The sequence below is a fragment of the Pedococcus sp. P3_C7 genome (genome assembly GCF_056402615.1).
In genome coordinates this window covers 163,069-183,915 of sequence record NZ_JBFUHC010000002.1, presented here as the reverse complement: position 1 = coordinate 183,915, position 20,847 = coordinate 163,069, and the positions used below count along the sequence as shown (strand labels likewise).

At 70.9% G+C, this 20,847-nt stretch carries 20 protein-coding genes and 1 tRNA gene; 7 read left to right on the top strand and 14 right to left on the bottom strand.

The window, feature by feature from the left end; translation table 11 throughout:
* The 3 genes from AC1DS4_RS04035 to AC1DS4_RS04025 form a co-directional block, all read right to left on the bottom strand.
* On the bottom strand, positions 1 to 809 hold an 809-nt coding region (locus AC1DS4_RS04035; RefSeq protein ID WP_477645993.1), incomplete at its 3' end, for a DUF222 domain-containing protein.
* A 140-nt stretch (positions 810 to 949) separates the two neighbouring features.
* Positions 950 to 1,180 (bottom strand): hypothetical protein, encoded by a 231-nt coding sequence (locus AC1DS4_RS04030; protein WP_477614720.1) that lies wholly within the window; start codon positions 1,178 to 1,180, stop codon positions 950 to 952.
* A gap of 52 nt (positions 1,181 to 1,232) precedes the next feature.
* Positions 1,233 to 2,099 carry a Bax inhibitor-1/YccA family protein gene (locus AC1DS4_RS04025; protein ID WP_477614719.1) on the bottom strand — a complete coding sequence of 289 codons (867 nt, stop codon included), beginning with the start codon at positions 2,097 to 2,099 and terminating at the stop codon, positions 1,233 to 1,235.
* Positions 2,100 to 2,336: 237 nt separating this feature from the next.
* Here AC1DS4_RS04025 and AC1DS4_RS04020 point away from each other — a divergent pair, with 237 nt between their 5' ends.
* On the top strand, positions 2,337 to 3,128 hold the full coding sequence (locus AC1DS4_RS04020) for a hypothetical protein (RefSeq protein ID WP_477633079.1): 792 nt from the start codon (positions 2,337 to 2,339) through the stop codon (positions 3,126 to 3,128).
* Positions 3,129 to 3,176: 48 nt separating this feature from the next.
* Here AC1DS4_RS04020 and AC1DS4_RS04015 read toward each other — a convergent pair.
* Positions 3,177 to 3,251: transfer RNA gene (locus AC1DS4_RS04015), tRNA-Leu, on the bottom strand.
* 83 nt (positions 3,252 to 3,334) lie between these two features.
* Between AC1DS4_RS04015 and AC1DS4_RS04010 the strand changes: the two genes are divergently transcribed.
* Genes AC1DS4_RS04010 through AC1DS4_RS03995 form a run of 4 tightly spaced genes read left to right on the top strand, consistent with a single transcriptional unit; the run spans position 3,335 to position 6,488 of the window.
* Positions 3,335 to 4,129 (top strand): prolipoprotein diacylglyceryl transferase, encoded by a 795-nt coding sequence (locus AC1DS4_RS04010; RefSeq protein ID WP_477633078.1) that lies wholly within the window; start codon positions 3,335 to 3,337, stop codon positions 4,127 to 4,129.
* On the top strand, positions 4,126 to 5,712 hold the full coding sequence (locus AC1DS4_RS04005; protein WP_477633077.1) for a radical SAM protein: 1,587 nt from the start codon (positions 4,126 to 4,128) through the stop codon (positions 5,710 to 5,712). The genes AC1DS4_RS04010 and AC1DS4_RS04005 overlap by 4 nt, the downstream gene beginning before the upstream one ends.
* Entirely contained in the window at positions 5,709 to 6,014 is a 306-nt protein-coding gene (locus AC1DS4_RS04000; RefSeq protein WP_477633076.1) for a hypothetical protein, read from the top strand. The genes AC1DS4_RS04005 and AC1DS4_RS04000 overlap by 4 nt, the downstream gene beginning before the upstream one ends.
* Positions 6,015 to 6,026: 12 nt before the next feature.
* Positions 6,027 to 6,488: a hypothetical protein gene (locus AC1DS4_RS03995; protein ID WP_477633075.1), complete on the top strand. Its 462-nt coding sequence runs from the start codon at positions 6,027 to 6,029 to the stop codon at positions 6,486 to 6,488.
* 78 nt (positions 6,489 to 6,566) lie between these two features.
* Here the strand turns inward: AC1DS4_RS03995 and AC1DS4_RS03990 are convergent, their stop codons facing one another.
* A complete protein-coding gene (locus AC1DS4_RS03990; RefSeq protein WP_477633074.1) occupies positions 6,567 to 7,436 on the bottom strand; it encodes an SDR family NAD(P)-dependent oxidoreductase in 870 nt (289 codons plus the stop codon).
* The gene (locus tag AC1DS4_RS03985) at positions 7,420 to 8,961 is read right to left on the bottom strand and encodes a flavin-containing monooxygenase (RefSeq protein WP_477633073.1); all 1,542 of its coding nucleotides are present in this window, start codon (positions 8,959 to 8,961) and stop codon (positions 7,420 to 7,422) included. The genes AC1DS4_RS03990 and AC1DS4_RS03985 overlap by 17 nt, the downstream gene beginning before the upstream one ends.
* Before the next feature lie 55 nt (positions 8,962 to 9,016).
* Here AC1DS4_RS03985 and AC1DS4_RS03980 point away from each other — a divergent pair, with 55 nt between their 5' ends.
* A complete protein-coding gene (locus AC1DS4_RS03980) occupies positions 9,017 to 9,679 on the top strand; it encodes a TetR/AcrR family transcriptional regulator (protein ID WP_477633116.1) in 663 nt (220 codons plus the stop codon).
* Between the two features lie 25 nt (positions 9,680 to 9,704).
* Here the strand turns inward: AC1DS4_RS03980 and AC1DS4_RS03975 are convergent, their stop codons facing one another.
* The 8 genes from AC1DS4_RS03975 to AC1DS4_RS03940 all read right to left on the bottom strand — a co-directional run bounded on the left by AC1DS4_RS03975 (position 9,705) and on the right by AC1DS4_RS03940 (position 16,399).
* The gene (locus tag AC1DS4_RS03975; RefSeq protein WP_477633115.1) at positions 9,705 to 10,649 is read right to left on the bottom strand and encodes a Ppx/GppA phosphatase family protein; all 945 of its coding nucleotides are present in this window, start codon (positions 10,647 to 10,649) and stop codon (positions 9,705 to 9,707) included.
* A gap of 5 nt (positions 10,650 to 10,654) precedes the next feature.
* Positions 10,655 to 11,194 (bottom strand): DUF501 domain-containing protein, encoded by a 540-nt coding sequence (locus tag AC1DS4_RS03970; RefSeq protein WP_477633072.1) that lies wholly within the window; start codon positions 11,192 to 11,194, stop codon positions 10,655 to 10,657.
* Positions 11,191 to 11,859, bottom strand: a complete 669-nt coding sequence (locus AC1DS4_RS03965) for an FtsB family cell division protein (protein ID WP_477633071.1) — start codon at positions 11,857 to 11,859, stop codon at positions 11,191 to 11,193. Before AC1DS4_RS03965 ends, AC1DS4_RS03970 begins: the two co-directional genes overlap by 4 nt.
* Positions 11,860 to 11,917: 58 nt before the next feature.
* Positions 11,918 to 13,207: a phosphopyruvate hydratase gene (eno, locus tag AC1DS4_RS03960; RefSeq protein WP_477633070.1), complete on the bottom strand. Its 1,290-nt coding sequence runs from the start codon at positions 13,205 to 13,207 to the stop codon at positions 11,918 to 11,920.
* Positions 13,208 to 13,443: 236 nt separating this feature from the next.
* A complete protein-coding gene (locus AC1DS4_RS03955) occupies positions 13,444 to 14,367 on the bottom strand; it encodes a pseudouridine-5'-phosphate glycosidase (protein WP_477633069.1) in 924 nt (307 codons plus the stop codon).
* A complete protein-coding gene (locus tag AC1DS4_RS03950; RefSeq protein WP_477633068.1) occupies positions 14,364 to 15,515 on the bottom strand; it encodes a PfkB family carbohydrate kinase in 1,152 nt (383 codons plus the stop codon). The genes AC1DS4_RS03955 and AC1DS4_RS03950 overlap by 4 nt, the downstream gene beginning before the upstream one ends.
* A gap of 172 nt (positions 15,516 to 15,687) precedes the next feature.
* Positions 15,688 to 16,056, bottom strand: coding sequence for a hypothetical protein (locus tag AC1DS4_RS03945; RefSeq protein WP_477633067.1), 369 nt, complete (start codon positions 16,054 to 16,056; stop codon positions 15,688 to 15,690).
* Positions 16,057 to 16,087: 31 nt separating this feature from the next.
* Positions 16,088 to 16,399 carry a hypothetical protein gene (locus AC1DS4_RS03940; protein ID WP_477633066.1) on the bottom strand — a complete coding sequence of 104 codons (312 nt, stop codon included), beginning with the start codon at positions 16,397 to 16,399 and terminating at the stop codon, positions 16,088 to 16,090.
* Positions 16,400 to 16,549: 150 nt separating this feature from the next.
* On the opposite strand from AC1DS4_RS03940, the gene AC1DS4_RS03935 reads away from it, so the two are divergent.
* Positions 16,550 to 20,728 carry an nSTAND1 domain-containing NTPase gene (locus AC1DS4_RS03935; RefSeq protein WP_477633065.1) on the top strand — a complete coding sequence of 1,393 codons (4,179 nt, stop codon included), beginning with the start codon at positions 16,550 to 16,552 and terminating at the stop codon, positions 20,726 to 20,728.
* Positions 20,729 to 20,847: the final 119 nt, after the last annotated feature.

Sequence of the window (20,847 nt, the reverse complement as noted above, 5' to 3'; positions counted from 1 at the left end):
GTCACGAACAGCTCCGCCTTCGGGGTGGTGGCCACCCCACCGGCCGAGGCGACCCCGCGGCGCAGCACCTCCAACAGGGCGTCCATCCGCCGCTGCCCCGACGGCCGCCGGTCCGGCTCACCCTGCGCCGGCCGGGGCGCCGACAACCCCTGCACGGCGGCCTCGATGACTGCCTTCGCCTCGGCGTCGACCACCATCGAGTACTCGAACACCCCGGTGCCGTGCGCGGACGGCTGCGACAACGACCGCTGCTCATGCGCCCGGTCCTGCTCACCCTGGAACTCACCCTCGGCCCCGTACTCCGCCACCAGGCGCTCCCGCAGCCCGCGCACATCCTTGGGACGCCCCCACGACGCCACCTCGACCAGCCCGGCCAGGACCGGCCCGTCCGCCCCGACCGCCAGCCGCGGCGCGAGCCGCTCGAACTCCTCCACCACCACCACCGCCGTCACCAACGGCACCCGCGCCTCACGCACCGCGGCGGTCAACCCGGCATACCGGTCGTCGTGCGCGGCCTCGGCCACCCGCACCACCCGCGCCGACCCACCCGCCCGCAGCGACGGCGACCGCTCCAGAAGCCAGGCGTGCGCCCCGGCCCGGCCCGACCCCGCCTCACCCCGGTCGACCGCCTCGGCCAGCACCTCCACCCGGGCCGCGTCGGCCCGCACCCCCAGCGGGTCGACCAGCGACGCGAACCCACCCAGCTCGGCCCCGCCCGCCGCCCACAGCTCACCCTCGACACCGATCAGGGCACGGCACGCCAGCTCCACCGCCGCGCGCCGCTCCTCGAACGACATCCCCCCACCCATGAACCCAACCTAACAACCAGGTCTGACACTCCACCGATCACGAAACCCGTTGCAGCGCAACCAGATACGGCAGCAGATACGGCGCCGTTACGGCACCAGTTGTCCACAGCCGAAGCCCCAAGGCAACCAGGCGTGCCGGGTCAGGCGAGTTCGCGGAGCAGCTCACCGAGGCGCTGGGCCAGAGGGGGCGCCGCCGCCCCGCCCGCCTCGCACGCGTCGTAGACCAGGACGGTCAGCTGGTCCATGACCACCGCTGGTCCGAGGTCCGGAACCGGGCCAGCGGCGCCGGCGAGGTCGGCGAGCAGCACCCGCACCCGCGGCATACCCGACAACGCGCGGTCCAGCGGCAGCTGCTGCCACCGCCGGACCACGCGTTGAAGTTGCGCCGAAACCTCCTGCGGGACAGGTGATTTCGGGGCCACGCTAGTTGCTGCGCAGACGCCCGAGCAGGCGCAGGATCTCGAGGTAGAGCCACACGATCGTCACGATGAGGCCGTGCGCCAGCAGCCACGAGTACTTCTCGGGAGCTCCAGCGGCAATGGCCCGGTCGATCGAGTCGAAGTCGACCGCGAGCATCGCCGCGGCCAGCCCGATGGCGAACAGCGAGATGCCGATGCCCAACGCGCCGGTGCCACCGATCCCGAAGGCGTGGTTGCCGATCCAGGCGTAGGCGAGGTTGATCAGCGAGAAGATCGCGTAGCCGATCACGGCCATGGTGACGATGCGGCGGAACTTCGCGGTGACCTTGATGAGCCCCGTCTTGTAGGCCAGCAGGGTGCCGGCGAAGACGGACAGGGTCGCGATGACCGCCTGGGCCACGATTCCGCGGAAGATGTCGGTCTGCTCGGGCGGGTCGAAGGCCAGGCTGTAGTAGTTGCTGATCGCACCGACGAACAGGCCCTCGACCACGGCGTAGGTGACGATGAGCGGCACGCTGATCGTCTTCTTGAACGCGATGACCAGACCGAGGACGAGCGTCACGGCGATGCCGCCCAGCATGAGGCCGATGCCGTAGCGGGGGGTCAGCTGCCAGCCGACGACAGCCATGACGAGCACGATCGCGAACAGGCCGGTCGTCTTCATGACGACGTCGTCGATGGTGAGGCGCTTGGTCTGGACCGGGCCGGCGGCGGGCTGGTTGTAGAGGTCCTGCAGCTGCTGGCTGGTCATGCCGTCCGTCGCGGCCATGCCGGCCGGAGCCTGCTGGGCGGGTGCTCCACCGCGGCCGAACCCGGCGTAGCCCTGACGGGATTCCTTCTCGATCCGGTCGAACACCGGGTTGCTGGCCATGCGTGTCTCCTTGGAGGCGTAGGGCGGTCCTGCGGTCGGCCGCTCACCCCAGAGTACGTGCGGGGACACCCTGGAAGTTCCCATCCACAGGGTCGAGGCCAGCGCCGTGGTCCCATTTTCGCCATTTGGGTGACCTGTCCACCATTTGGGTGACGTGCCCTGATCCTTCTGAGGGACGTGGTGTGGCCGGGAGAGTGCAAATACTGGATCGTCCCCCTTTGAGAGCAGGTGAGAGCCATGTCCTTCGACGACGAGCCGGCACCGTACACCCCGGGCCGAGTCATCCTCCTGGTCCTCGCCTGCGTTCTCGCGCTGGTCCTGCCCTTGGTCGCGATGCGCCAGGTCTTCGGCGGCGACGACGGAGCCAGCCCTCGCCCCCCGGCTCCCACCACGGGGTATGCCGCGCCCCTCGGGGCCACCACCCCCGCCACCTCCAGCCCGTCGGCTGCCACGCCCAGCCAGACGCCGGCGGCCGTACCGACCGCAGCGGTGGGGCTGGCGGCGGCCGCTGAGACGTGCCGGCTGGCCAACCTGCGCCAACAGGCTCCGCTGAGCGCGGCAGAGGTGTCCCTGGCCCAGTTCGACAAGCACATCGACGCCATGAACCTGCTGGTCGCCGGCAAGATCTCCCTCTCGGTGGCGACGACCTTCTGGGACGAGACCCGCGTCAAGGCGACCCAGAACGCCAAGGCCTTCCGCCAAGCCGACAAGGAGCTCGCAGCGAACGCGGCCGTCTGTCCCGCGCTCGATCCGACCGTTGCCAACGCCGCGCCCTACGGGGAGGTCGTCGCGATCAAGAGCTGCGGCAGTGCCATCACAGCCCGCAGTAAGGCACTCGCCAAGGCGCGCTCCGCCGTGTCCACGTGGGAACACCACGTGCACGACATGGAGATGCTGCGCATGGGTCACATCACTCCTGCCCAGGCGACAGCCGCGTGGCGCAAGAACTGGAAGACCGGCGAGAAGCAGCTCGCCGCCTTTGACAAGGCCGCAGCGCAGGCCACCAAGATCCCGTGCTCCCTGGACTGACGGGTCTCGTCTGACGGGTCTGGGCTGACGGGCGCGAGCCGCCGACGGTGCCCCCGACGGGGATCGAACCCGCACCTGTGGCGATTTTAAGTCGCCTGCCTCTGCCAGTTGGGCCACGGGGGCGGGCCAAGTATGCCGCGCGCGCGCCGCCGTCGTTCCATGGTTCATCCGTGCCACGCTGGGGCCCCGACCAGAAGGGGGCGGCCGTGTTTCCGACACTCGGGGACCTGCTCGGGTTCGAGCTCGACGTCGACACGCACGCTGTCTTCGTCGCGCTCGGGGTGCTCACGGCCATGGGCATCTTCGCGCTCGAGGCGCGACGGCGTGGCGCGACGGACGAGCGGCTTCTCGTGGTGGTCACCGGCGGGCTGGTCGGCGGTGCCGTCTTCATGCGCCTCGGCACCTGGCTGCAGCACGTCGACCTGCGAGAGAACGCCTCGCTGGCCGAGCAGTGGGCCTACGGCAACCGCAGCATCCTGGGCGGCTTGGTCGGCGCCTGGGCCGGCGTCCACGTCGCCAAGCGCCTGTGCGGCTACCAGCCGCGCACCGGTGACCTGTTCGCCCCCGCCGTGGCCCTGGGGATGGCCGTGGGGCGGGTCGGCTGCCTGCTCACAGAGCTGCCCGGGACTCCGACCGGCACGTCCTGGGGGATCACCCTCGACCAGGCCGCGGCGGCGCGCACGGGCGGGCCGGCCGGCATACCCCTGCACCCGTCCTTCGTCTACGAGATCGTCTTCCACGCCGCCGCGTTCGCAGCGATCTGGTGGTGGCTGCGCCACCGGCCGGTGCCGAGCGGCGAGCTGCTGGTCTGGTACCTCGCCGCCTATGGCATCGCCCGCTTCCTGCTCGAGTACGTCCGGGGCAACGAGGTCGTCTGGCTCGGGCTGACCCGGCCCCAGCTGTTCCTGGCGGTGACGGTGCCCTTGGTGCTCGCCCGCATCGTGGTGCAGGCGCGTCGTGGCGCCTTCCGGGGCCTGCGGCACGAGACAGTGGTCGCGTGAGCACCCGCACCGGTCCCGGTATGCCGTTGCGTGGCGACCGCATCCACCGTTACGTCAACGCCTTCTGCCCGCTGTGCCACGAGGAGCGACCAGACCGTCCCCTGGCCGAGGTGGTCCGGCTGTCGGGGTGGCTCGTGGAACGGGACGGTCGGATCTGGCTGGAACGCGGCTGCGCCTCGCACGGCCTGGTGCGCACTCTGTACGACGAGTCACCGGAGATCCTGACCTACCTCGAGCAGTGGACCGCGCCGACCAAGGTGCACACGCCGGATGTCTTGGGCAACTTCGCGCCGGTGCCTGCGGCCTATGCCGACGGTTTGCCGGAGATGCAGACCCAACACACCTGCATCCTGCTCGAGGACCTGCTCGACCACTGCAACCTCAAGTGCCCGACCTGCTTCGCCGCGTCGGCGCCGGCTCTGGCCTCGGTGGTGCCGCTGGCCCAGGTGCTGGCCTCGATCGATGCGCGCCTCTCCCGCGAGAACGGTCGCATCGACGTCCTCATGCTCAGCGGGGGCGAACCGACGCTGTACCCCTGGCTGGCCGAGCTGCTCGACGCCGTCGCGGCCCGGCCGATCGTGCGAGTGCTGGTCAACACCAACGGCCTGACCATCGCCAGGGACGACGCCATGCTCGACCTGCTGCGGCGCCACCGCGAGCGGGTCGAGGTCTACCTGCAGTACGACGGCGAGTCGGCCCAGGCGTCCACCCACCACCGGGGCGCGGACCTGCGCCGGTTCAAGGAACAGGCGATCGACCGCCTCTCCGGCGCTGGCGTCTTCACCACCCTGACGATGACCGCGGCGCTGGGGGTGAACGACGACGAGATCGGGTTCGTGGTCAAGCGTGCCCTCGACACGCCGTACGTCGGCGGGGTGACGATCCAGCCGGTCTTCGGCTCCGGGCGCAGCGCCGGAATCGACGCGCACGACCGGCTCACGCACACCGGGGTGCTGGCCCGGCTGGAAGGACAGACCGCGGGCGTGGTGACCTGGCGCGACCTGACCGCGCTGCCCTGTTCGCACCCGCACTGCTGCTCGGTGGGCTACCTGTTGCGCGACGACTCGGGCACGTGGCGCTCGCTCGTCTCCCTCGTCGGTCACGAACGCCTCAAGCAGTGGCTCGACCTCGAGCCCGACGTGCTCGCCAACCGGATCGCCGACGACGCGCTGCCGGTCTCCTTGCGGACGGCGGTGAAGCAGTCCCTGCTCGACCTGCTCTCGGAGCAGTCATCGCTGTCCCACCCGTCGATGGCTGACATCTGGCGCGACGTCTGCAGCGGCTGTGACCTCGGGATCGGCACCCTCGCGACGCTGGCCGCGGGACGGCTCCCGGGCCAGCGCGAGAAGCTCCGGGCGCTGCTCGGCGAACGCGTTCTCCGCATCACGGTGAAGCCGTTCATGGACATGAACACGATGATCGAGGAGCGGCTCACCCAGTGCTGCGTCCACGTCGCGACGGTGAGTGACGAGGGCGGGCACCAGTGCGCGCCTTTCTGCGCCGTCCAGGCGTGGCGTCCCCTGTCGCAGCAACGGATCTCGACGGCGGCGGGGCTGCCGATGGCTCAGGGGGCCAGGTCATGACCAGCGGACCTGACCCGCGCCAGGTCTCGCCACCCCACGCCGACCAGTCGGCCGCCGAGCCCGCGCCGCCGTACGACCCGTTGCGGCTGTGCGTCTTCGCGACGGTCGCGCTGCTCGGCTGGGTGCTGGGACCGGTGGCGCTGCTCGGCTTCGCGGTGCTGGCCATCGTCGGCTATGCCCGCGCCCGGCGCGACGGGCTGCTGCGCTCCAAGTGCAAGCTCGGCGACACCCGCCTCGTCCTGGCCTACCTGGTCTTGCTGGCTATAGCCGCCTGCACCGGCATCTACCTGTGGATCGTGTGAGAGGGACCGGTCATGTCAGAGCAACCACCAGAGAACCCGTACGGACAGCAACATCCGGCCAACCCGTACGGCCGGCCGCGTGGGGGTGGTCCCGGCGGCCAGCCCGCGGGCCTGCCGCCGGGCCTGCCGCCCGCCCACCCTCCGGGTGGGGCGTGGAAGCCACCGCGCCGCGGCCGGTCCAACGTCTTCAAGTTCTGGATGGGCGTGCTGCTCTGCTTGCCCGTGCTGTTCGTCGCAGGCGCGCTCCAGGCGGTCCCGCGCGCCGTCGGCGATGCCCTGTCGCTGCCCCCGGAGGTGGGTCAGTTCTCCACGCTCGGGCTCGACCTCGGGCTGTTCGCGGCGTTCATCGCGGGCCTGGTGGTGGAGAAGACCCGCTTCATCGTGCTGGGAGTTGTCGCTGGGATCGCGGTGCTGTTCGTGCTCGCCGCCGGGGCCTGCGTCCTGCTGCTCGTCGGTCTCTCGAACGGCAACTGACGCACCTGCACCGGCCAGCCGCGCGCACCCTGCGGCCCGCCGCGTGCGCGTGCCGCGCCGAGCTCCTGCAGGCTGACGTCAGGCGCGCGACGCAGCCCTGTCCGCGGACCGTTCGACCAGCCTCCGGGCGCCGCCTGCCTGTGCCTGGATGAGCGCCCGGGTCAGCCCTGGCACGTAGCGCAGTCCTCGCCAGGTCACGTGGGCCATCGCCCCCACGGGGATGACCGCCTTGTTGGCCGCAAGCCCGTCGACGGCTCGGGTCGCCGTGCCCTCGGCGGTCAGGAACCTGGGCTGGAGCAGGCGGACCCGCGAGCGCACGCTGCTGCCGCCAAAGCTGGCGGGCGCCTCGTAGAGGTCGTCGAGCATCGGGGTGTCGACGAAGCCGGGGCACAGCACGCTCACCCGCACGCCCTGGCTCGCGGCCTCCGCGCGCAGGGCCGTCGACAGGCCGACGACGGCGTGCTTCGTGGTCGTGTAGGGCAGCATCGCCGGCGCCGGGATGAGCCCGGCCAGTGACGCGGTGTTGAGGATGTGTCCGCTCCCCTGCGCACGCATGACCTCGTATGCCGCCGTGACCCCGTTGATCACGCCTCGCAGGTTGACGTCCAGCGCCTTGGTCCAGTGCCGTTCGTCGAGCTCCTCGAGGAGCCCACCGATGGCGACTCCGGCGTTGTTGACCATCACGTCGAGCCGTCCGTGGTCCGTGACCACCTGCTGCACGAGTGCCCTGACGGCCGCCCCGTCGACGACGTCGAGCGTGGCAGCACTGGCCCGGGCGCCGAGCTCGGTCGCGGTGCGGGCGGCTGCCTCGCCGTTGACGTCGGCGATCACCACGTGACTGCCCCTGGCGATCAACTCGGCCGCGATGGCCCGGCCGATCCCCGAGGCCCCACCCGTGACGATGGAGACCTTCGGCGCGAAGGTGTGGCGCTCAGATCGCTTGTGCATCAACGGAATCCCTTGACTGTTCGGAGGACTGCTGTTCCGCGGGCGGCTCTTGGGGGCGTGGCGGCGTGGGGGGACTGTCGCCGACTCGGGCGAAGTGGGAACCATCGACGGAGCGGGTGCGCCACCAGTAGCCGACGGTGGTCCCCGGCCACAGGCTGGTGTTGTTGCCGAACCGGTCGAGGTACCAGCTGCGGCACCCTGTCGCCCACACCGTGTGCCGGGACCGGGACAGCATCTCGCGGGTGAAGGCATCCTGCGCCTGTTGGGTCGTGACGCGCGCACCACGACGCCCCTGCTCGATCGCCTTCAGGACGTAGCCGGTCGCGAACTCGATCATCGTCACGACGCTGTTGTGGCCCAACCCGGTGTTGGGCCCGAGCAGGAGGTAGAGCTCGGGGAAACCGGCGACGGTGATGCCGAGGTGGGTGTGCATCCCCCCGCTCCACGCCTCGCTGAGCGTGCGACCGTCCAGCCCGCGGATGTCGATGCGGTCCGTGCTGCCGCTCACGTCGAAGCCGGTGCCCAGGACGAGGACATCCACCTCGTGACGACCGTCGGAGGTGACCACGGCCCGCGGCTCGACGCGCGTGATCGCCTCGGTGACGAGGCTGACGTCGTCGCGGGCGAAGGTCGGCCAGTAGTCGTTGGACAGCAGGATCCGTTTGCAGCCGATCGTGTAGTCGGGGGTCAGCCGCGCCCGGGTCACCGCGTCAGGCACCGCGCGGGCGAGCTCGCGCAGCGCCAGGCGCTGGACGAGCCTGGCCAGGCCCGGCAGTCGCACGAACATCGGCGCCCGCGCCTCCAGCGCCCAGTAGGTGCGCCAGCGCACCAGTCGCTGCACCGCGGGCCAGCGGGCGAACAACCGCTGGCGTCGAGGGCTCCACTCCTGGTCGTGCTTGGTCAGCGTCCAGGCGGCCGTGCGCTGGAAGACGGTGGTGTGTGCGGCGCGCGGCGCCACCTCGGGGATCAGCTGCACGGCGCTCGCACCGGTGCCGACGACAGCCACCCGCTTGCCATCGAGCTCGGCCTGCGCCGGCCACTGCGCCGTGTGCATGACCTCGCCCTCGAAGGCGTCGAGCCCCTCGATGTCGGGCAGCTTGGGCTCGTGCAGCGCGCCGACCCCGAGGACCAGCGCGTCGCACGTCCACTGCCTTCCGTCGGCAGCGGTGAGCGTCCACCGCCTCGCGTCCTCGTCGAACTCGGCCGCCCGCAGGTCGGCACCGAACTCGATCCGGTCGCGGACGGCATACCGATCGGCGACGTCGCGCAGGTAGCCCCAGATCTCCGGCGCGGTCGCGAAGTCCCTGGACCACGAAGGGAACTGGGCGAACGAGAAGGAGTAGAGCCGCGAGGGGACGTCGCAGGCACACCCGGGATAGCGGTTGTCGCGCCAGGTGCCGCCGACGTCGTCCGCCTTCTCGAGGACGACGTAGTCGTGGTCGGCGCGCTGAGCCAGCCGGATCGCCATACCGAGCCCGGAGAAGCCGGTCCCTATGATGGCCACTCGGTGGTGAGGGGTCGCCATGCGGCCAACTTACCATCAGTAAGTTTGAGCCCTCCCGGGGTACAGTTCGCGAGTGATGAAGACCTCGGCCGCCCCCCAGGCACCGCGCGTGCGGATGCCCCGCGCCCAGCGCGAGGAGCAGATCCTTCGGGTCGCCGAGGAGGTCTTCGCCGAGCGCGGTTTCCAGGCAACCACCATGGAGGACATCGCGGAGCGCGTCGGCGTCACCAAGCCGCTGATCTACGAGTACTTCGGCTCCAAGGAGGGCCTGCTCTCGGCGTGCATCACCAACGCCAGGACCCAGCTGCGGGTGGCCACCGAGGCGGCCTGGCTGGGGGTCGGCGACGAGGCGCCCCTCGAGGTGGTGTTGCGGGCGGGAGTCGCCGCCTTCTTCGCGTTCATCGACGAGCACGCCACGGCCTTCGTCCTCATCCAGCAGGAGGGCGTGGTGGCCACGCAGGCCAGCCCGCTCATCGAGAGCATCCGCGAGCAGCAGTCGGCCGCGACCATGGCTACCTTCCGCGCCGCACCCGCCCTGGCCGGCGTCCCCGACCACCTGCTCGAGGGCTACGTCGAGGTGATCATCGGCGCTTGCGAACGGGTGGCCGTGTGGCGCATCCGCCGCCCCGATGTGTCCGCGCAGGACGCCACCGAGATCGTCGTGTCGACGGTCTGGAGTGGCCTCTCCGACTTGTTGCCGGCAGGTCGTCAAAAGAGGCCCGAAACCCCCGCCCCGTGACCACGAGGACGCAACAAGTCGAGGTTCACTCTGCGACGGAGAGGGCGATCCCGTCGAGGATGTCGTGCTCGGAGGTGATGACGCGCTCCAGGCCGAGGCCGGCCAACCTGCGCACCACCTCGTGCCAGATCAGCGCCCCGGCACCGATGACGTCGACGCGTCCGGGGTGCATGAAGCCCAGGGCCGCCCGCTCCGCGCGCGTCATGTGCAGGAGCGACTCGCAGGCGGCGAGGACCTCGGTGGACGTCAGCTCGCTGAGGTGGATCCGCTCGGGGTCGTAGGTCTCGAGTCCCAGGGCATGGGCCGTGATGGTGGTGACGGTCCCGGCCAGACCGACCAGCGCGCTCACCCCCCTGAACTCGACCCGCTCGGCTGCCAGGTCGATCGCGGCGTTGATGTCGCTGACGGCTGCGGCGATCTCGGCGCCGGTGGGTGGGTCGGACCGCAGGTGCCGCTCGGTCATCCGGACGCACCCGATGTCGACCGAGCGCGCGGCCTCGACAGCGTCCTCGCCGCGGACGAACTCGGTGGAGCCGCCTCCGAGGTCCACCACGAGATAGGGACCGGGTATGCCGTGAGCCTTTAGCTCGCCCGTCGATCCCCCGAACGACAGGGCTGCTTCCTCGTCACCGGAGATGACCTCGGGCGCGATTCCATAGTGGGAGAAGGACTCTCGGACACCGGCCACGAACTCGTCGGCGTTGGACGCATCCCGGGACGCGGACGTGGCCACGAAGCGGACCCGCTCCGCGCCCAGCTCGCGGCACTGAGCGGCATACTCGCCGGCCATCGCCAAGGTGCGCTCCATGGCGACCGGGTCGATGCGCCCAGTGCGGTCCACGCCGTAGCCGAGGCGGACCACCTCCATGCGGCGCAGGACGTCGACGAGGGATCCGGTCTCGGGGTCGACGTCGGCGACGAGCAGCCTGATCGAGTTCGTGCCGCAGTCGATCGCCCCGACCCGGGTCACCGCATTCACGCCCCGTCCGCAGGCAGCCCCGCGCGGACCGCGGCAAGCTCCTCGTCGGGCACGCACGAGCCGGACGCCCACCAGTCGTCGAGCATCGCGAGGGCTTCGTCGCCGAGCGGGTTCACGCCCGCACCGACCGCGAGGGAGTGCGCGATGAGGACGTGCAGGCACTTGACCCTGGTCGGCATGCCGCCCGCCGAGATCCCCTCGATCTCGGCGACCTGTCCAAGCTCGGAGCGCCGCGCGAGGTAGTCGTCGTGGGCTGCGGCATAGGCGGCGGCCAGGTCGGCGTCCTCGGCGAGCCGGTCGGTCATCTCTTTCATGACCCCGACGGACTCGAGGGTCGAGATGGCTCCGGTCAGCTTGGGGCAGGTGGCGTAGAAGGTCGTCGGGAACGGGGTGCCATCCGGCAGGCGCGGCTCGGTCTTGAGGACGTCGGGTGCGCCGCAGGGACAGCGGTGCGCGACGGCCGCGACGCCTCGCGGCACCCTGCCGAGCTGGGCCTGCACGGCAGCCAGGTCAGCCCGGGTCGGCTGGTCGCTCACTTGGCCGAGCTGGTCGAGCTGGTCGCGCCGTTCGCGCCTGCGCCCGACGACGCTCCGGGCCCGGCGGTGCCGTTCGCGGCCGGGCCGGCGTCGGCGACCTGGACGGACTCCCACAGCCGGCCGTACCAAGGGTTGTCGTTCGAAGCCGCCGAGGCCTTCGCGACCCCCGGCAGCGCCTTGGTCGAGGGCTTGCCGTCGATCACGGTGTAGGACTTCTCACCGACCTTGACGAACTTCAGCCGCTCCCGCGCCTGCTGCATGACGTACTCGTCGTCGTTCCAGCGGGCCTGTTCCTTCTGCAGGTCGCTGACCCCCTGGCGCTGCTCGGTGACTTGTCCGCGAAGAGCGTCGATCTCGCCCTGCTGCCGAAGGTAGGAGCGGAGTGTCGGGACGAGGGTCACCGCGAGGAGGACGAAGATCGACGCGAGCACGACCACTCGCAGGACGCCCCGCGAGCTGCGTCGCTCGGGAGACACCGGGGCCCCTGCGACCTTGCGCGCGGCCCCCGAGGCGGTGGCCCGTGACCGGCCCGGTCCGGCCCCCGGTCGCGCCGAGGTGGACCGTGGCGCGCCCTGACGGCCGGCCCGGGGCGACCCGGCGCGCGCCGGGGCAGGCCGACGGACGGGCTTGCCCTGCCCGCTCGTGCCGTGTCCCGAGTCAGCCATCCTGAGTTCCCCTGGTGTCTTGCCTGGTGTCGTGCCTGGTGTGCCTGGCCGCCGGCCGTCAGGCCTGGGCCACGAACCTCGGGAAGGCGCCGGCACCGGCATACACAGCGGCGTCGTCGAGCTCCTCCTCGATGCGCAGCAGCTGGTTGTACTTGGCGACCCGCTCGGACCGTGCCGGCGCGCCGGTCTTGATCTGGCCACAGTTGGTGGCAACCGCGAGGTCGGCGATGGTGACGTCCTCGGTCTCGCCGGAGCGGTGGCTCATCATGCAGCGGTAGCCGTTGCGGTGGGCCAGGTCGACGGCGTCGAGGGTCTCGGTGAGCGAGCCGATCTGGTTGACCTTGACCAGCAGGGCGTTGGCCGTGCCGGACTCGATGCCACGCTGCAGGCGCACCGGGTTCGTCACGAACAGGTCGTCGCCGACGAGCTGGACGCGGGTACCAAGCCGGTCGGTCATCGCCTTCCAGCCGTCCCAGTCGTCCTCGTCGAGCGGGTCCTCGATGGACACCAGGGGGTAGGAGTCGACGAGGTCGGCGTAGTAGTCGACCATCTCGGCCGAGGACTTGGCCACGCCCTCGAACTGGTAGGTGCCGTCCTCGTTGTGGAACTCGCTCGCCGCGACGTCGAGGGCGAGGGCGATCTGGGTGCCCGCCTCGTAGCCCGCCTTCTCGATCGCCTCGAGGATGAGGTCGAGGGCGGCCCTGTTGGAGTCGAGGTTGGGCGCGAAGCCACCCTCGTCGCCCAGGCCGGTGGCCAGGCCGCGCTCCTTGAGCACGCCCTTGAGCGAGTGGTAGACCTCTGCACCCCAGCGCAGCGCCTCACGGAACGACTCGGCGCCGATCGGGGCGATCATGAACTCCTGGACGTCGACGTTGGAGTCGGCATGGCTGCCACCGTTGAGGATGTTCATCATCGGGACGGGCAGGACGTGCGCGTTCGGGCCACCGAGGTAGCGGAACAGCGGGAGCCCGGCGGACTCGGCGGCGGCCTTGGCCACGGCGAGCGACACCCCGAGAATGGCGTTGGCGCCGAGCTTGCCCTTGTTGTCGGTGCCGTCGAGACCGAGCATGACGCCGTCGATGAGCCGCTGCTCGCTGGCCTCGTAGCCGACGAGCTTGGGGTTGATGTCGTCGAGGACGGCATCGACGGCCTTCTGGACCCCCTTGCCCAGGTAGCGGTTCTTGTCGCCGTCACGACGCTCGACGGCCTCGAACGCGCCGGTCGAGGCGCCCGACGGAACAGCCGCGCGTGCGAGGGTGCCGTCGTCGAGGGCCACCTCGACCTCGACCGTGGGGTTGCCGCGGGAGTCGAGGATCTCGCGGGCGCCTACTGCGTCAATCGTGGCCACAGACTTCTCCATCGTGGTGCCGGATGAGTACCCGATGAGGCTACCCGCCCCCGGCCCACCCATCGACGACCGACCCGCACCGTGGACGCACGCCGTGGAGCCGGCCCCACGGCATACCTCCGGCTTGTCCCGCCTTTATCGGGTTTAGGGACTTGGGTCGGCTTCACCGGGAACGGTTAGCGGGTGAAGCCGGCGTTTGTCCCTAGACCCGATAAAGGTGGGAGGAGTGGTTCAGGTCAGGCGAGGCGCTGGTATGCCGCCGCGAGCGCGGCTCCCAGCCGGGCGTTGTTCCGCACCAGCGCGATGTTGGTCTCCAGGCTGGCGCCACCCGACAGCTCGACGATGCGGCCGAGGAGGAACGGGGTGATGTCCTTGCCGTGGATGCCGCGCTCGTCGCACTCCGCGAGCGCCTGGTCGATGAGCACACCGATCTCGGCAGCCGGGATCTCGTCCTCGGCGGGGACCGGGTTGGTGACGGCGATTCCTCCGGCGAGGCCCAGCGACCACTTGGCCTGCATCATCGCCGCGAGGTCCTGCGCCGAGTCGACCCGCATCGGGGCAGGGTGGCCGCTCTCGCGCGAGTAGAAGGAGGGGAACTCGTCGGAGCCGACGACGACGACCGGCACACCCAGCGTCTCGAGCGACTCGAGGGTCAGGCCGATGTCGAGGATCGACTTCACGCCCGCGCTGACCACCGCGACGTCGGTCTGGCCGAGCTCCGTGAGGTCGGCCGAGATGTCGAAGCTCGTCGCGGCTCCGCGGTGCACTCCCCCGAGGCCGCCTGTCACGAAGACGCGGATGCCCGCGAGGGCGGCAAGCCGCATCGTGCTGGCCACCGTGGTGGCGCCGTGGGCCTTGCGGGCCACGACATAGGGAAGGTCGCGGATGCTCACCTTGGCGACATCGGGGTGCGTGGCGAGGGTCTCGAGCTCGTCGCGCGTCAGGCCGATGCGCGGTATGCCGTCGAGGACCGCGATCGTCGCCGGCACCGCTCCGCCGTCGCGGATGATCTGCTCGACCTCGAGGGCCATCTCCACGTTGCGGGGGTAGGGCATGCCGTGGCTGATGATCGTGCTCTCGAGCGCGACGACCGGCCGGCCGTTCGCGAGGGCCTCGGCCACCTCGGTGGTGAGCTGGAGCGAGGGGTGGGGGGCGTTCATCGGTTCTCCTTGGACTTGCGGCGCAGCGCCTTTCTGAGCTCTGCGTCGATGAGGCGGGCGGTGAGGTCGGGACGGACGGTCTCGGGGCTGGCAACGGTGAGCGCGGCCGCCATCTGCCCGAACCGGGCCGCGTCCGCTGGCGCGTCACCCCGCATCAGGGCGTGCACGAAGGCCGCTGTCATCGAGTCGCCCGCGCCGGTGACGTCCACGGGCTTCACGGGCGGCGCGGGAAGGGTGACGACGGTCGCGCGCCCGGTGTCACCCAGGCTGCTGAGCAGGCTGCCGCGCACGCCGCGGCGCACCCAGACGTTGGTGACGCCGACGTCGTGCAGCCGTCGTGCAGCACGCGTGATGTCGGCGCGGGTCTGCGGCACGGCCTCCCCCACGATGGCGGACAGCTCGTCGAGGTTGGGCGTGAGGGCCAACAGGGGGCGCTGCGGTGACAGCAGGTGCGGCAGCGGCCGGGCCTTGGCCACGCTGACGGGGTCCATCACCACCGGGACCTTCACCGCCGCAGCGAAGTCGAGCAGCCAGGCGGCGGGCGCCTCCGGGATGTTGCCGTCCAGCACCAGCAGGTCGGCATGGCTGAGCAGGTCGCGCGAGCGCATCAGCTGACGGACGGTCAACCGGTCGGTGGCCCTCATGTTCGACACCGCGACCACCAGCTCGCCAGAGGCGTCGAGCACGGCGAGGTAGCTGCCGGTGGGGTCGTCCGAGGCGATCATGTGGTCGACGACCACGCCTGCGGCACGGGTGGCCGCGACGATCTCGTCGCCGAAGGCGTCGTGGCCGACCGGGGCCACGAGATGCGTCGGGCTGCCCAGCCGGGCGAGGTTCTCCGCGATGTTGCGCCCCACGCCCCCGGGGGTGCTGATGGCCGCTCCGGGGTTGGAGGTGCGCAGCTCGATGGCGTGGCTGGAGTGGGCCTTGATGTCCATGTTGGCGCCGCCCACCACCACCACGGAGTGTGCCTCCGGGCGAACCACGTAGCCCCGCCCGAGGATGGCTCCCTTGCGGGTGAGGTTGGACAGGTGCACGGAGACGGCTGCCTTCGTCGAACCCGTCCGCTCCGCGATGGCTGCCGCGTCCAGGAGGGGCTCAGCCCGCAGCAGGTCGACGATGTCCCGCTCGCGTTCGGTAAGGGTCATCCTTGGAATGTTAAAGCATCCTTGGTTCTCCAAGCAAGTACGGCAAGCGCGGCTGTCACCCCACGATGCGCCCCAGCCCGCAGCTCGGGTCCACCCCTTCCAGACACAGGTCCGGCGCACCCGCAGGGTGCACCGGACCTGTGTCCCCCTCCGCAGGGATCTGCGTCCCCCATCAGGCGAGCAGTGCGGCATGCCCGTGACGACGCCGCGAGGCGGCAGCCATGCCTGCCCCACCGAGGCCGATCCCGGCGAGGACCCCAGCGCCGAGCTGGAGGTACTCGACGTCGTAGCCGTTACCGCCGCCGGGTGACGGGGGTGTCGGCGACGGCGTGCCCGAGCACTTGTTCTGGTAGTGGCATTCGTTCCTCCGCTGCTCGTCCGTGATCGGCGCGGTGGCATTGATCTGTGCGGTGGCGTTCGACCCCTGCTGGGTGCCGCCGGCCTCGTCGGGCCTGGCAGTCGCAGGACCACCGAAGGCCAGCATGAAGATCGCCGCGGTGCCGAGGGCCTGTGCGCCCCGGCGTCGGACTGTGTGTGACATGACTACATCTCCTGAATCGGTTCGGGTGGGACTAGGCGGTTGCGTGGGTGTGGGTTCGGCGCGAGAACGCGGCAGCACCGGCACCGGCCAGGGCAAGGCCGGCAAGCAGGCCGGCGCCCAGCTGCAGGTACTCGACGGTGCCGCCGTCGCCTCGGGTCGGCCCGGAGCTGGTGTCCACGAGGGTGGTACCCCCCTCGTAGCAGGAGGTGGAGCAGTACTGCTCTGTCGGATCGCCGTTTCCGGGGACCTCGCGGGCGCTGGCCGGACCGGCCATCGAAAGGGCGATGAGTCCGGTGGCTCCGAGGATGGAGGCCGACCGGCGAATGCTGGTGGTGTGCGACATGGTCCTGAATCCTTTGCTTGCTGGTGCTTCGTGCCGGACGGGTTGTCCACGACCGTTGTCGCACCCACCGGTACCGGGGCGGCGCCACCCCGGTATCAGCCGGGTATCGGGACCGTTGACGGGGTACCAGTGGAGGGTCACATTCAAGGTGTGCGCATCGCGGTGCTCGGCCCCCTCGAGGTCGACGAAGGACGGATCCTGCTGGCCCCCCGGGACCAGGTGGTCCTCGAGGCCCTGGCCGCCCGCCCCGGTGAGACCGTCCGGGCCGAAGCCCTTGCGGAGGCCCTGTGGGGCGAACACCTCCCGCCCTCGTGGCCCAAGGTGGTCCAGGGGTGCGTTTCCCGCCTGCGCAAGGCGCTCGGGTCCCCGGCGATCACGACATCCGGCGCGGGCTACCGGCTGGTCCTGCACCGGGACGACTTCGACCACCTCTGCTTCGAGGACCTGCTGCTGCGCGCCGGCCAGCTGCTCGCCACCGGCGAGCCGGAGCGTGCGCGGTACGCCAGCGGGCAGGCGCTCGGCCTGTGGCGAGGGGACCCGCTGGAACGGCTCACCGAGTGGGAGTCGGGCCGGATCGAGTCGGAGCGGCTCGGCGAGCGCCGCCGCGACGGGGAGGACCTCTATGCCGAGTCCGCGATCCGGGCCGGGCGCCACCAGGAGGTGCTCGCAGAGCTGCACCGCATGGTCGCCCAGCAGCCCACCCGCGAACGTCGGTGGGGGCTGCTCGCCCTCGCGCAGTACCAAGCCGGCCGACAGGCGGAGGCCCTCGGCACCCTGCAACGCGCCCGCGCCACCCTCGTCAACGAGTTCGGCCTCGACCCGGGACCACAGCTCGCCGAGCTCGAGAAGGCGATCCTGCGTCAGGACCCGGCGCTCGTTGCAGCCGATGCCGTACCAGCGACAGCCGCGGTCTGTCCCTACCTCGGACTGGTCGCCTACGACGTCGGTGACGCCCCGGCATACTTCGGCCGCGAAGCGGATGTGGTGGCCTGTCTGCAACGGCTCGACGAGGTGGGCGTGCTGGCCGTGGTGGGGCCGTCCGGGTGTGGCAAGTCCTCCCTGATCCGGGCCGGCGTGGCCTCGGCCCTGGTACGCGACGGCCACGCCCTCACGATCGTCACGCCCGGGGCACACCCCGAGGAGGTCCTGGCCCTGGCACCGCCCGGGGCAGGCGCCGTGTTCGTCGTCGACCAGTGCGAAGAGGCCCTGGCCCTGGACGAGACGTCCGCCGAGCGCGAGGCCTTCTTCGCCGGGCTGGTCGCCTTCTCCGCACGGGGGCGACTCGTCATCTCGCTGCGCGCCGACCGTCTCGGCGAGCTCGCCGCCCACTCAGAGTTCGCCCACCTCGCGGAGAAGGGCCTGTACCTGCTCGGCGGCATGGGCCCGGCCGCGCTGCGGAGCGCCATCGAGGGCCCCGCGGCGCAGGCCGGGCTCCGGCTCGAGCCGGGGCTGGTCGACCTGCTGGTGCGCGAGGCCGAGGGTTCGCCCGGGGCCCTGCCTCTGCTCTCGCACGTGCTGCGCCAGACGTGGCGGCGCCGCGAGGGCGACACCCTGACCGTGCAGGGGTATGCCGCGACCGGAGGCGTGCGCGAAGCCGTCGCCCAGTCCGCCGAGCGGCTCTACCGCGACCTGACCCCGACCCAGCAGGGCATGCTCCGCGACCTCATGGTGCGGCTGGTCTCGTCTGACGACGCCGGCGAACCGGTCCGCACCAGGGTTTCCCGACGGGTCGCGGCCTCGGATGACGAGCACACGGCCGTGGTCGAGGCGCTGGTAGGAGCTCGGCTGCTGAGCAGCGACGGCGACACGGTGGAGATCGCGCACGAGTCGCTGGCGGTGGCGTGGCCGCGGCTGCGGTCGTGGCTGGACGACGACGTCGACGGACTACGGATCATGCGACACCTCACCGTGGCCGCCGAGAGCTGGGACGAGCTGGGGCGACCCGACAGCGAGCTGTACCGCGGGGTCCGGCAGGCCCGGGCCGCGGAGTGGCGACGCGGACACGACCCGGAGCTGACTCCCCCGGAGCGAGCCTTCCTCGACGCCTCGGCCGAGCTGGCCGAGACCGAACAGCGCGCCACGGAGGAACAGGTCCGCCGGGAACGCCGCTCCAACCAACGCCTTCGCGCCGGCCTCGCAGCAGTCGCTGCGCTGCTCGCGGTGGCGATCGTCGCGGGCGCGCTGGCGAAGACCGCCGCAGACAAGGCCGACCAGGAGAGTGTGCGAGCCGAGCGGCAGTCGCGGGTGGCAGACGCGCGGCGCCTGGGCTCCGAGGCGTTGCGAAACTCCGCACCAGACCTCGCTCTGCTGCTCGCGGTGGCCGGGACCCGTCTCGATGACTCCCCCGACACACGGAACAACCTCGCAGCCGTCCTCGAGCGTGCGCCAGAGCTCATCGGCGTCAGCAAGGTTCTCCACCCGATCGGCCTTTCGGTGCGACCCGACGGGCGAGCCGTGGCCGTCACGGGCTGGGACATCGGGGTGACCATCGTGAGCACCGAGACCCGCAAGGAAGTGGCACGCAACCACGACATCCCACTCAACGGGGTGCGCTTCAACCCGAACGGCACCCAGCTCGCCGTCGCAGTGAACGTGTTCATGGCGAGCGGTGAACGGCGGGTCGACCCCATCCCCGTTCGGATGCTCGACCCCCAGACCGCGGCCCTGGCCCCGAGCCAGCTGGGTGGCCAGCCGCAAGGACGCGTGGTCCATGGGCAGCTCGCCTTCAGCAACAACGGCCGATGGCTCGCGGCCGGCTTCATCCATCCGACCGAGCTGGACGAGGACACGTCGATCAGGGTGTGGGACACCGGCAACCTCGCCCGTCCGGCGGCGGCGTTCACCGTCCCCCTCCTCGTCGGCCGCCTCGCCGTGAGCGATGACGGCGCGAGGCTCCACGTCTCGGCTGGCGACCGGGTCCACACCCTGGACGTGGCGGCGGGTCGCGAAATCAGGTCCGCTCCGGGCCCTGGGGAGATCGCCCTGAGCCCGGATGGTTCGACCCTGGCGGTGGTCCGGGGAAGCCAGATCGCGTTGCTCGACCCGACACGGCTGACGCTGAAGTCGGTGATCGAGGAGGAAGCCGGCATCGGCGAGCTCGCGTTCTCACCGACGGGCGACCAGCTGGGTTACGAGGTCGCCGAAGACACCTTGGTCGTGCGATCACTCGCAGATCCCGACGCGTCCGGGGTGCGTCTCAGTCCGAGGGCCGGCCCCGGCTCGATCGGCTTCAGCCCCGACGGGCGGACGCTCTACAGCAGGGGCGATGACCGGCTGCTGATGTGGGACCTCGTGGGCGACCGTCGCTTCGTGCGCTCCGTTCCAGTGGAGCAACAGCAAGAATCCGAAAGAGTGGGGACGATCGTCTCTCCGGACGGACGGACCGTGGCAAACCTCATCGGCGGTGAACCTGAGTCGTTCGCTGTCCAGTTCCTCGACGTGAAGTCGGGCACCCGGACCCCGATATCTGCCTTCCGAGAAAGCAACACGTACAACGCCGACCTCTCCTGGCGGCCGGACAGCCGAATGTTCGCCAGCGCCTGGAACGACCAGTGGGTCGACCTGTGGGACGGAGTCACAGGGCGGCCTGCGGCTCAACACCGCGTGCCCGACCGCTACGGAGTCGCCGAGTCGGTGAAGTTCAGCGGCGACGGCGCTCGACTGGTGGTGGGAACACAACGGGGCTGGGTCTACACCGTCGACGCCTCCACCTTGAAGATCCTCGGCACGCCTGTCGAGGTGAAGGCCGGCGTGCCCATGCGCGGCCTCGCCGCGAACCATGACGGGGCTCGGGCGCTCGTGTGGATCGACCGCAAGCTCCGGCTGCTGGACCTCCTGCAGGGGCGGGTGCTCAAGACCGCCGATCCTGGCCTCGACGTCGGGGGGTTGGCGTGGGTCCCCGACGGCAAGACCGTCGTCGTGGTCGGCAGCGACCCGTCCCAGGAGGGCCACGGCACGGTCGCCTTCCTGGATCCGGCGAGCCTGTCGACGAGGTCCAGGACCTCGGGACCGCACATTGCCGCTGAGGGGGCGATCCAGTTCTCCCCCGATGGAGAGCGGTTCACGACGTCCGGGTCAGGCCGGGTGGGGCTCTGGGACGTCCGGACGCTTGACTACCTCGGTTTCGTGCCGACTGAGGGTGACAGCCACGCAGGGTTCGTCCAAGGCACCTCCGAAGTGCTCATCGCCTCGGTGGACGGGGAGGTCTCGATCTGGGACCCGCGGCCCGAGGCAGCACGAGAGGCGGCGTGCCGCATTGCCGGGCGGGACCTGACGGAGCATGAGCGGCGCAGCTACCTCCCCGGCCGCGAACGCGTGAAGGTCTGTTGACCCCGCTTCTGAGCCAGGGCTGGGGCGATGAGCGACGTTCGCCCGATTCCGGCCCCGGCTCAGCGGTTTCGGCGCCCCGAGCCTGGCGGTATCACGGCGGTAACGCGGTGGTTGACGGC

Bases quoted from the DNA above. Each gene is read 5' to 3' on its own strand.
- AC1DS4_RS04025 (WP_477614719.1), bottom strand. From the start codon at position 2,099: ATGGCCAGCAACCCGGTGTTCGACCGGATCGAGAAGGAATCCCGTCAG.
- AC1DS4_RS04020 (WP_477633079.1), top strand. From the start codon at position 2,337: ATGTCCTTCGACGACGAGCCGGCACCGTACACCCCGGGCCGAGTCATC.
- AC1DS4_RS04000 (WP_477633076.1), top strand. From the start codon at position 5,709: ATGACCAGCGGACCTGACCCGCGCCAGGTCTCGCCACCCCACGCCGAC.
- AC1DS4_RS03995 (WP_477633075.1), top strand. From the start codon at position 6,027: ATGTCAGAGCAACCACCAGAGAACCCGTACGGACAGCAACATCCGGCC.
- AC1DS4_RS03990 (WP_477633074.1), bottom strand. From the start codon at position 7,436: ATGCACAAGCGATCTGAGCGCCACACCTTCGCGCCGAAGGTCTCCATC.
- AC1DS4_RS03985 (WP_477633073.1), bottom strand. From the start codon at position 8,961: ATGGCGACCCCTCACCACCGAGTGGCCATCATAGGGACCGGCTTCTCC.
- AC1DS4_RS03980 (WP_477633116.1), top strand. From the start codon at position 9,017: ATGAAGACCTCGGCCGCCCCCCAGGCACCGCGCGTGCGGATGCCCCGC.
- AC1DS4_RS03965 (WP_477633071.1), bottom strand. From the start codon at position 11,859: ATGGCTGACTCGGGACACGGCACGAGCGGGCAGGGCAAGCCCGTCCGT.
- AC1DS4_RS03955 (WP_477633069.1), bottom strand. From the start codon at position 14,367: ATGAACGCCCCCCACCCCTCGCTCCAGCTCACCACCGAGGTGGCCGAG.
- AC1DS4_RS03950 (WP_477633068.1), bottom strand. From the start codon at position 15,515: ATGACCCTTACCGAACGCGAGCGGGACATCGTCGACCTGCTGCGGGCT.
- AC1DS4_RS03945 (WP_477633067.1), bottom strand. From the start codon at position 16,056: ATGTCACACACAGTCCGACGCCGGGGCGCACAGGCCCTCGGCACCGCG.
- AC1DS4_RS03940 (WP_477633066.1), bottom strand. From the start codon at position 16,399: ATGTCGCACACCACCAGCATTCGCCGGTCGGCCTCCATCCTCGGAGCC.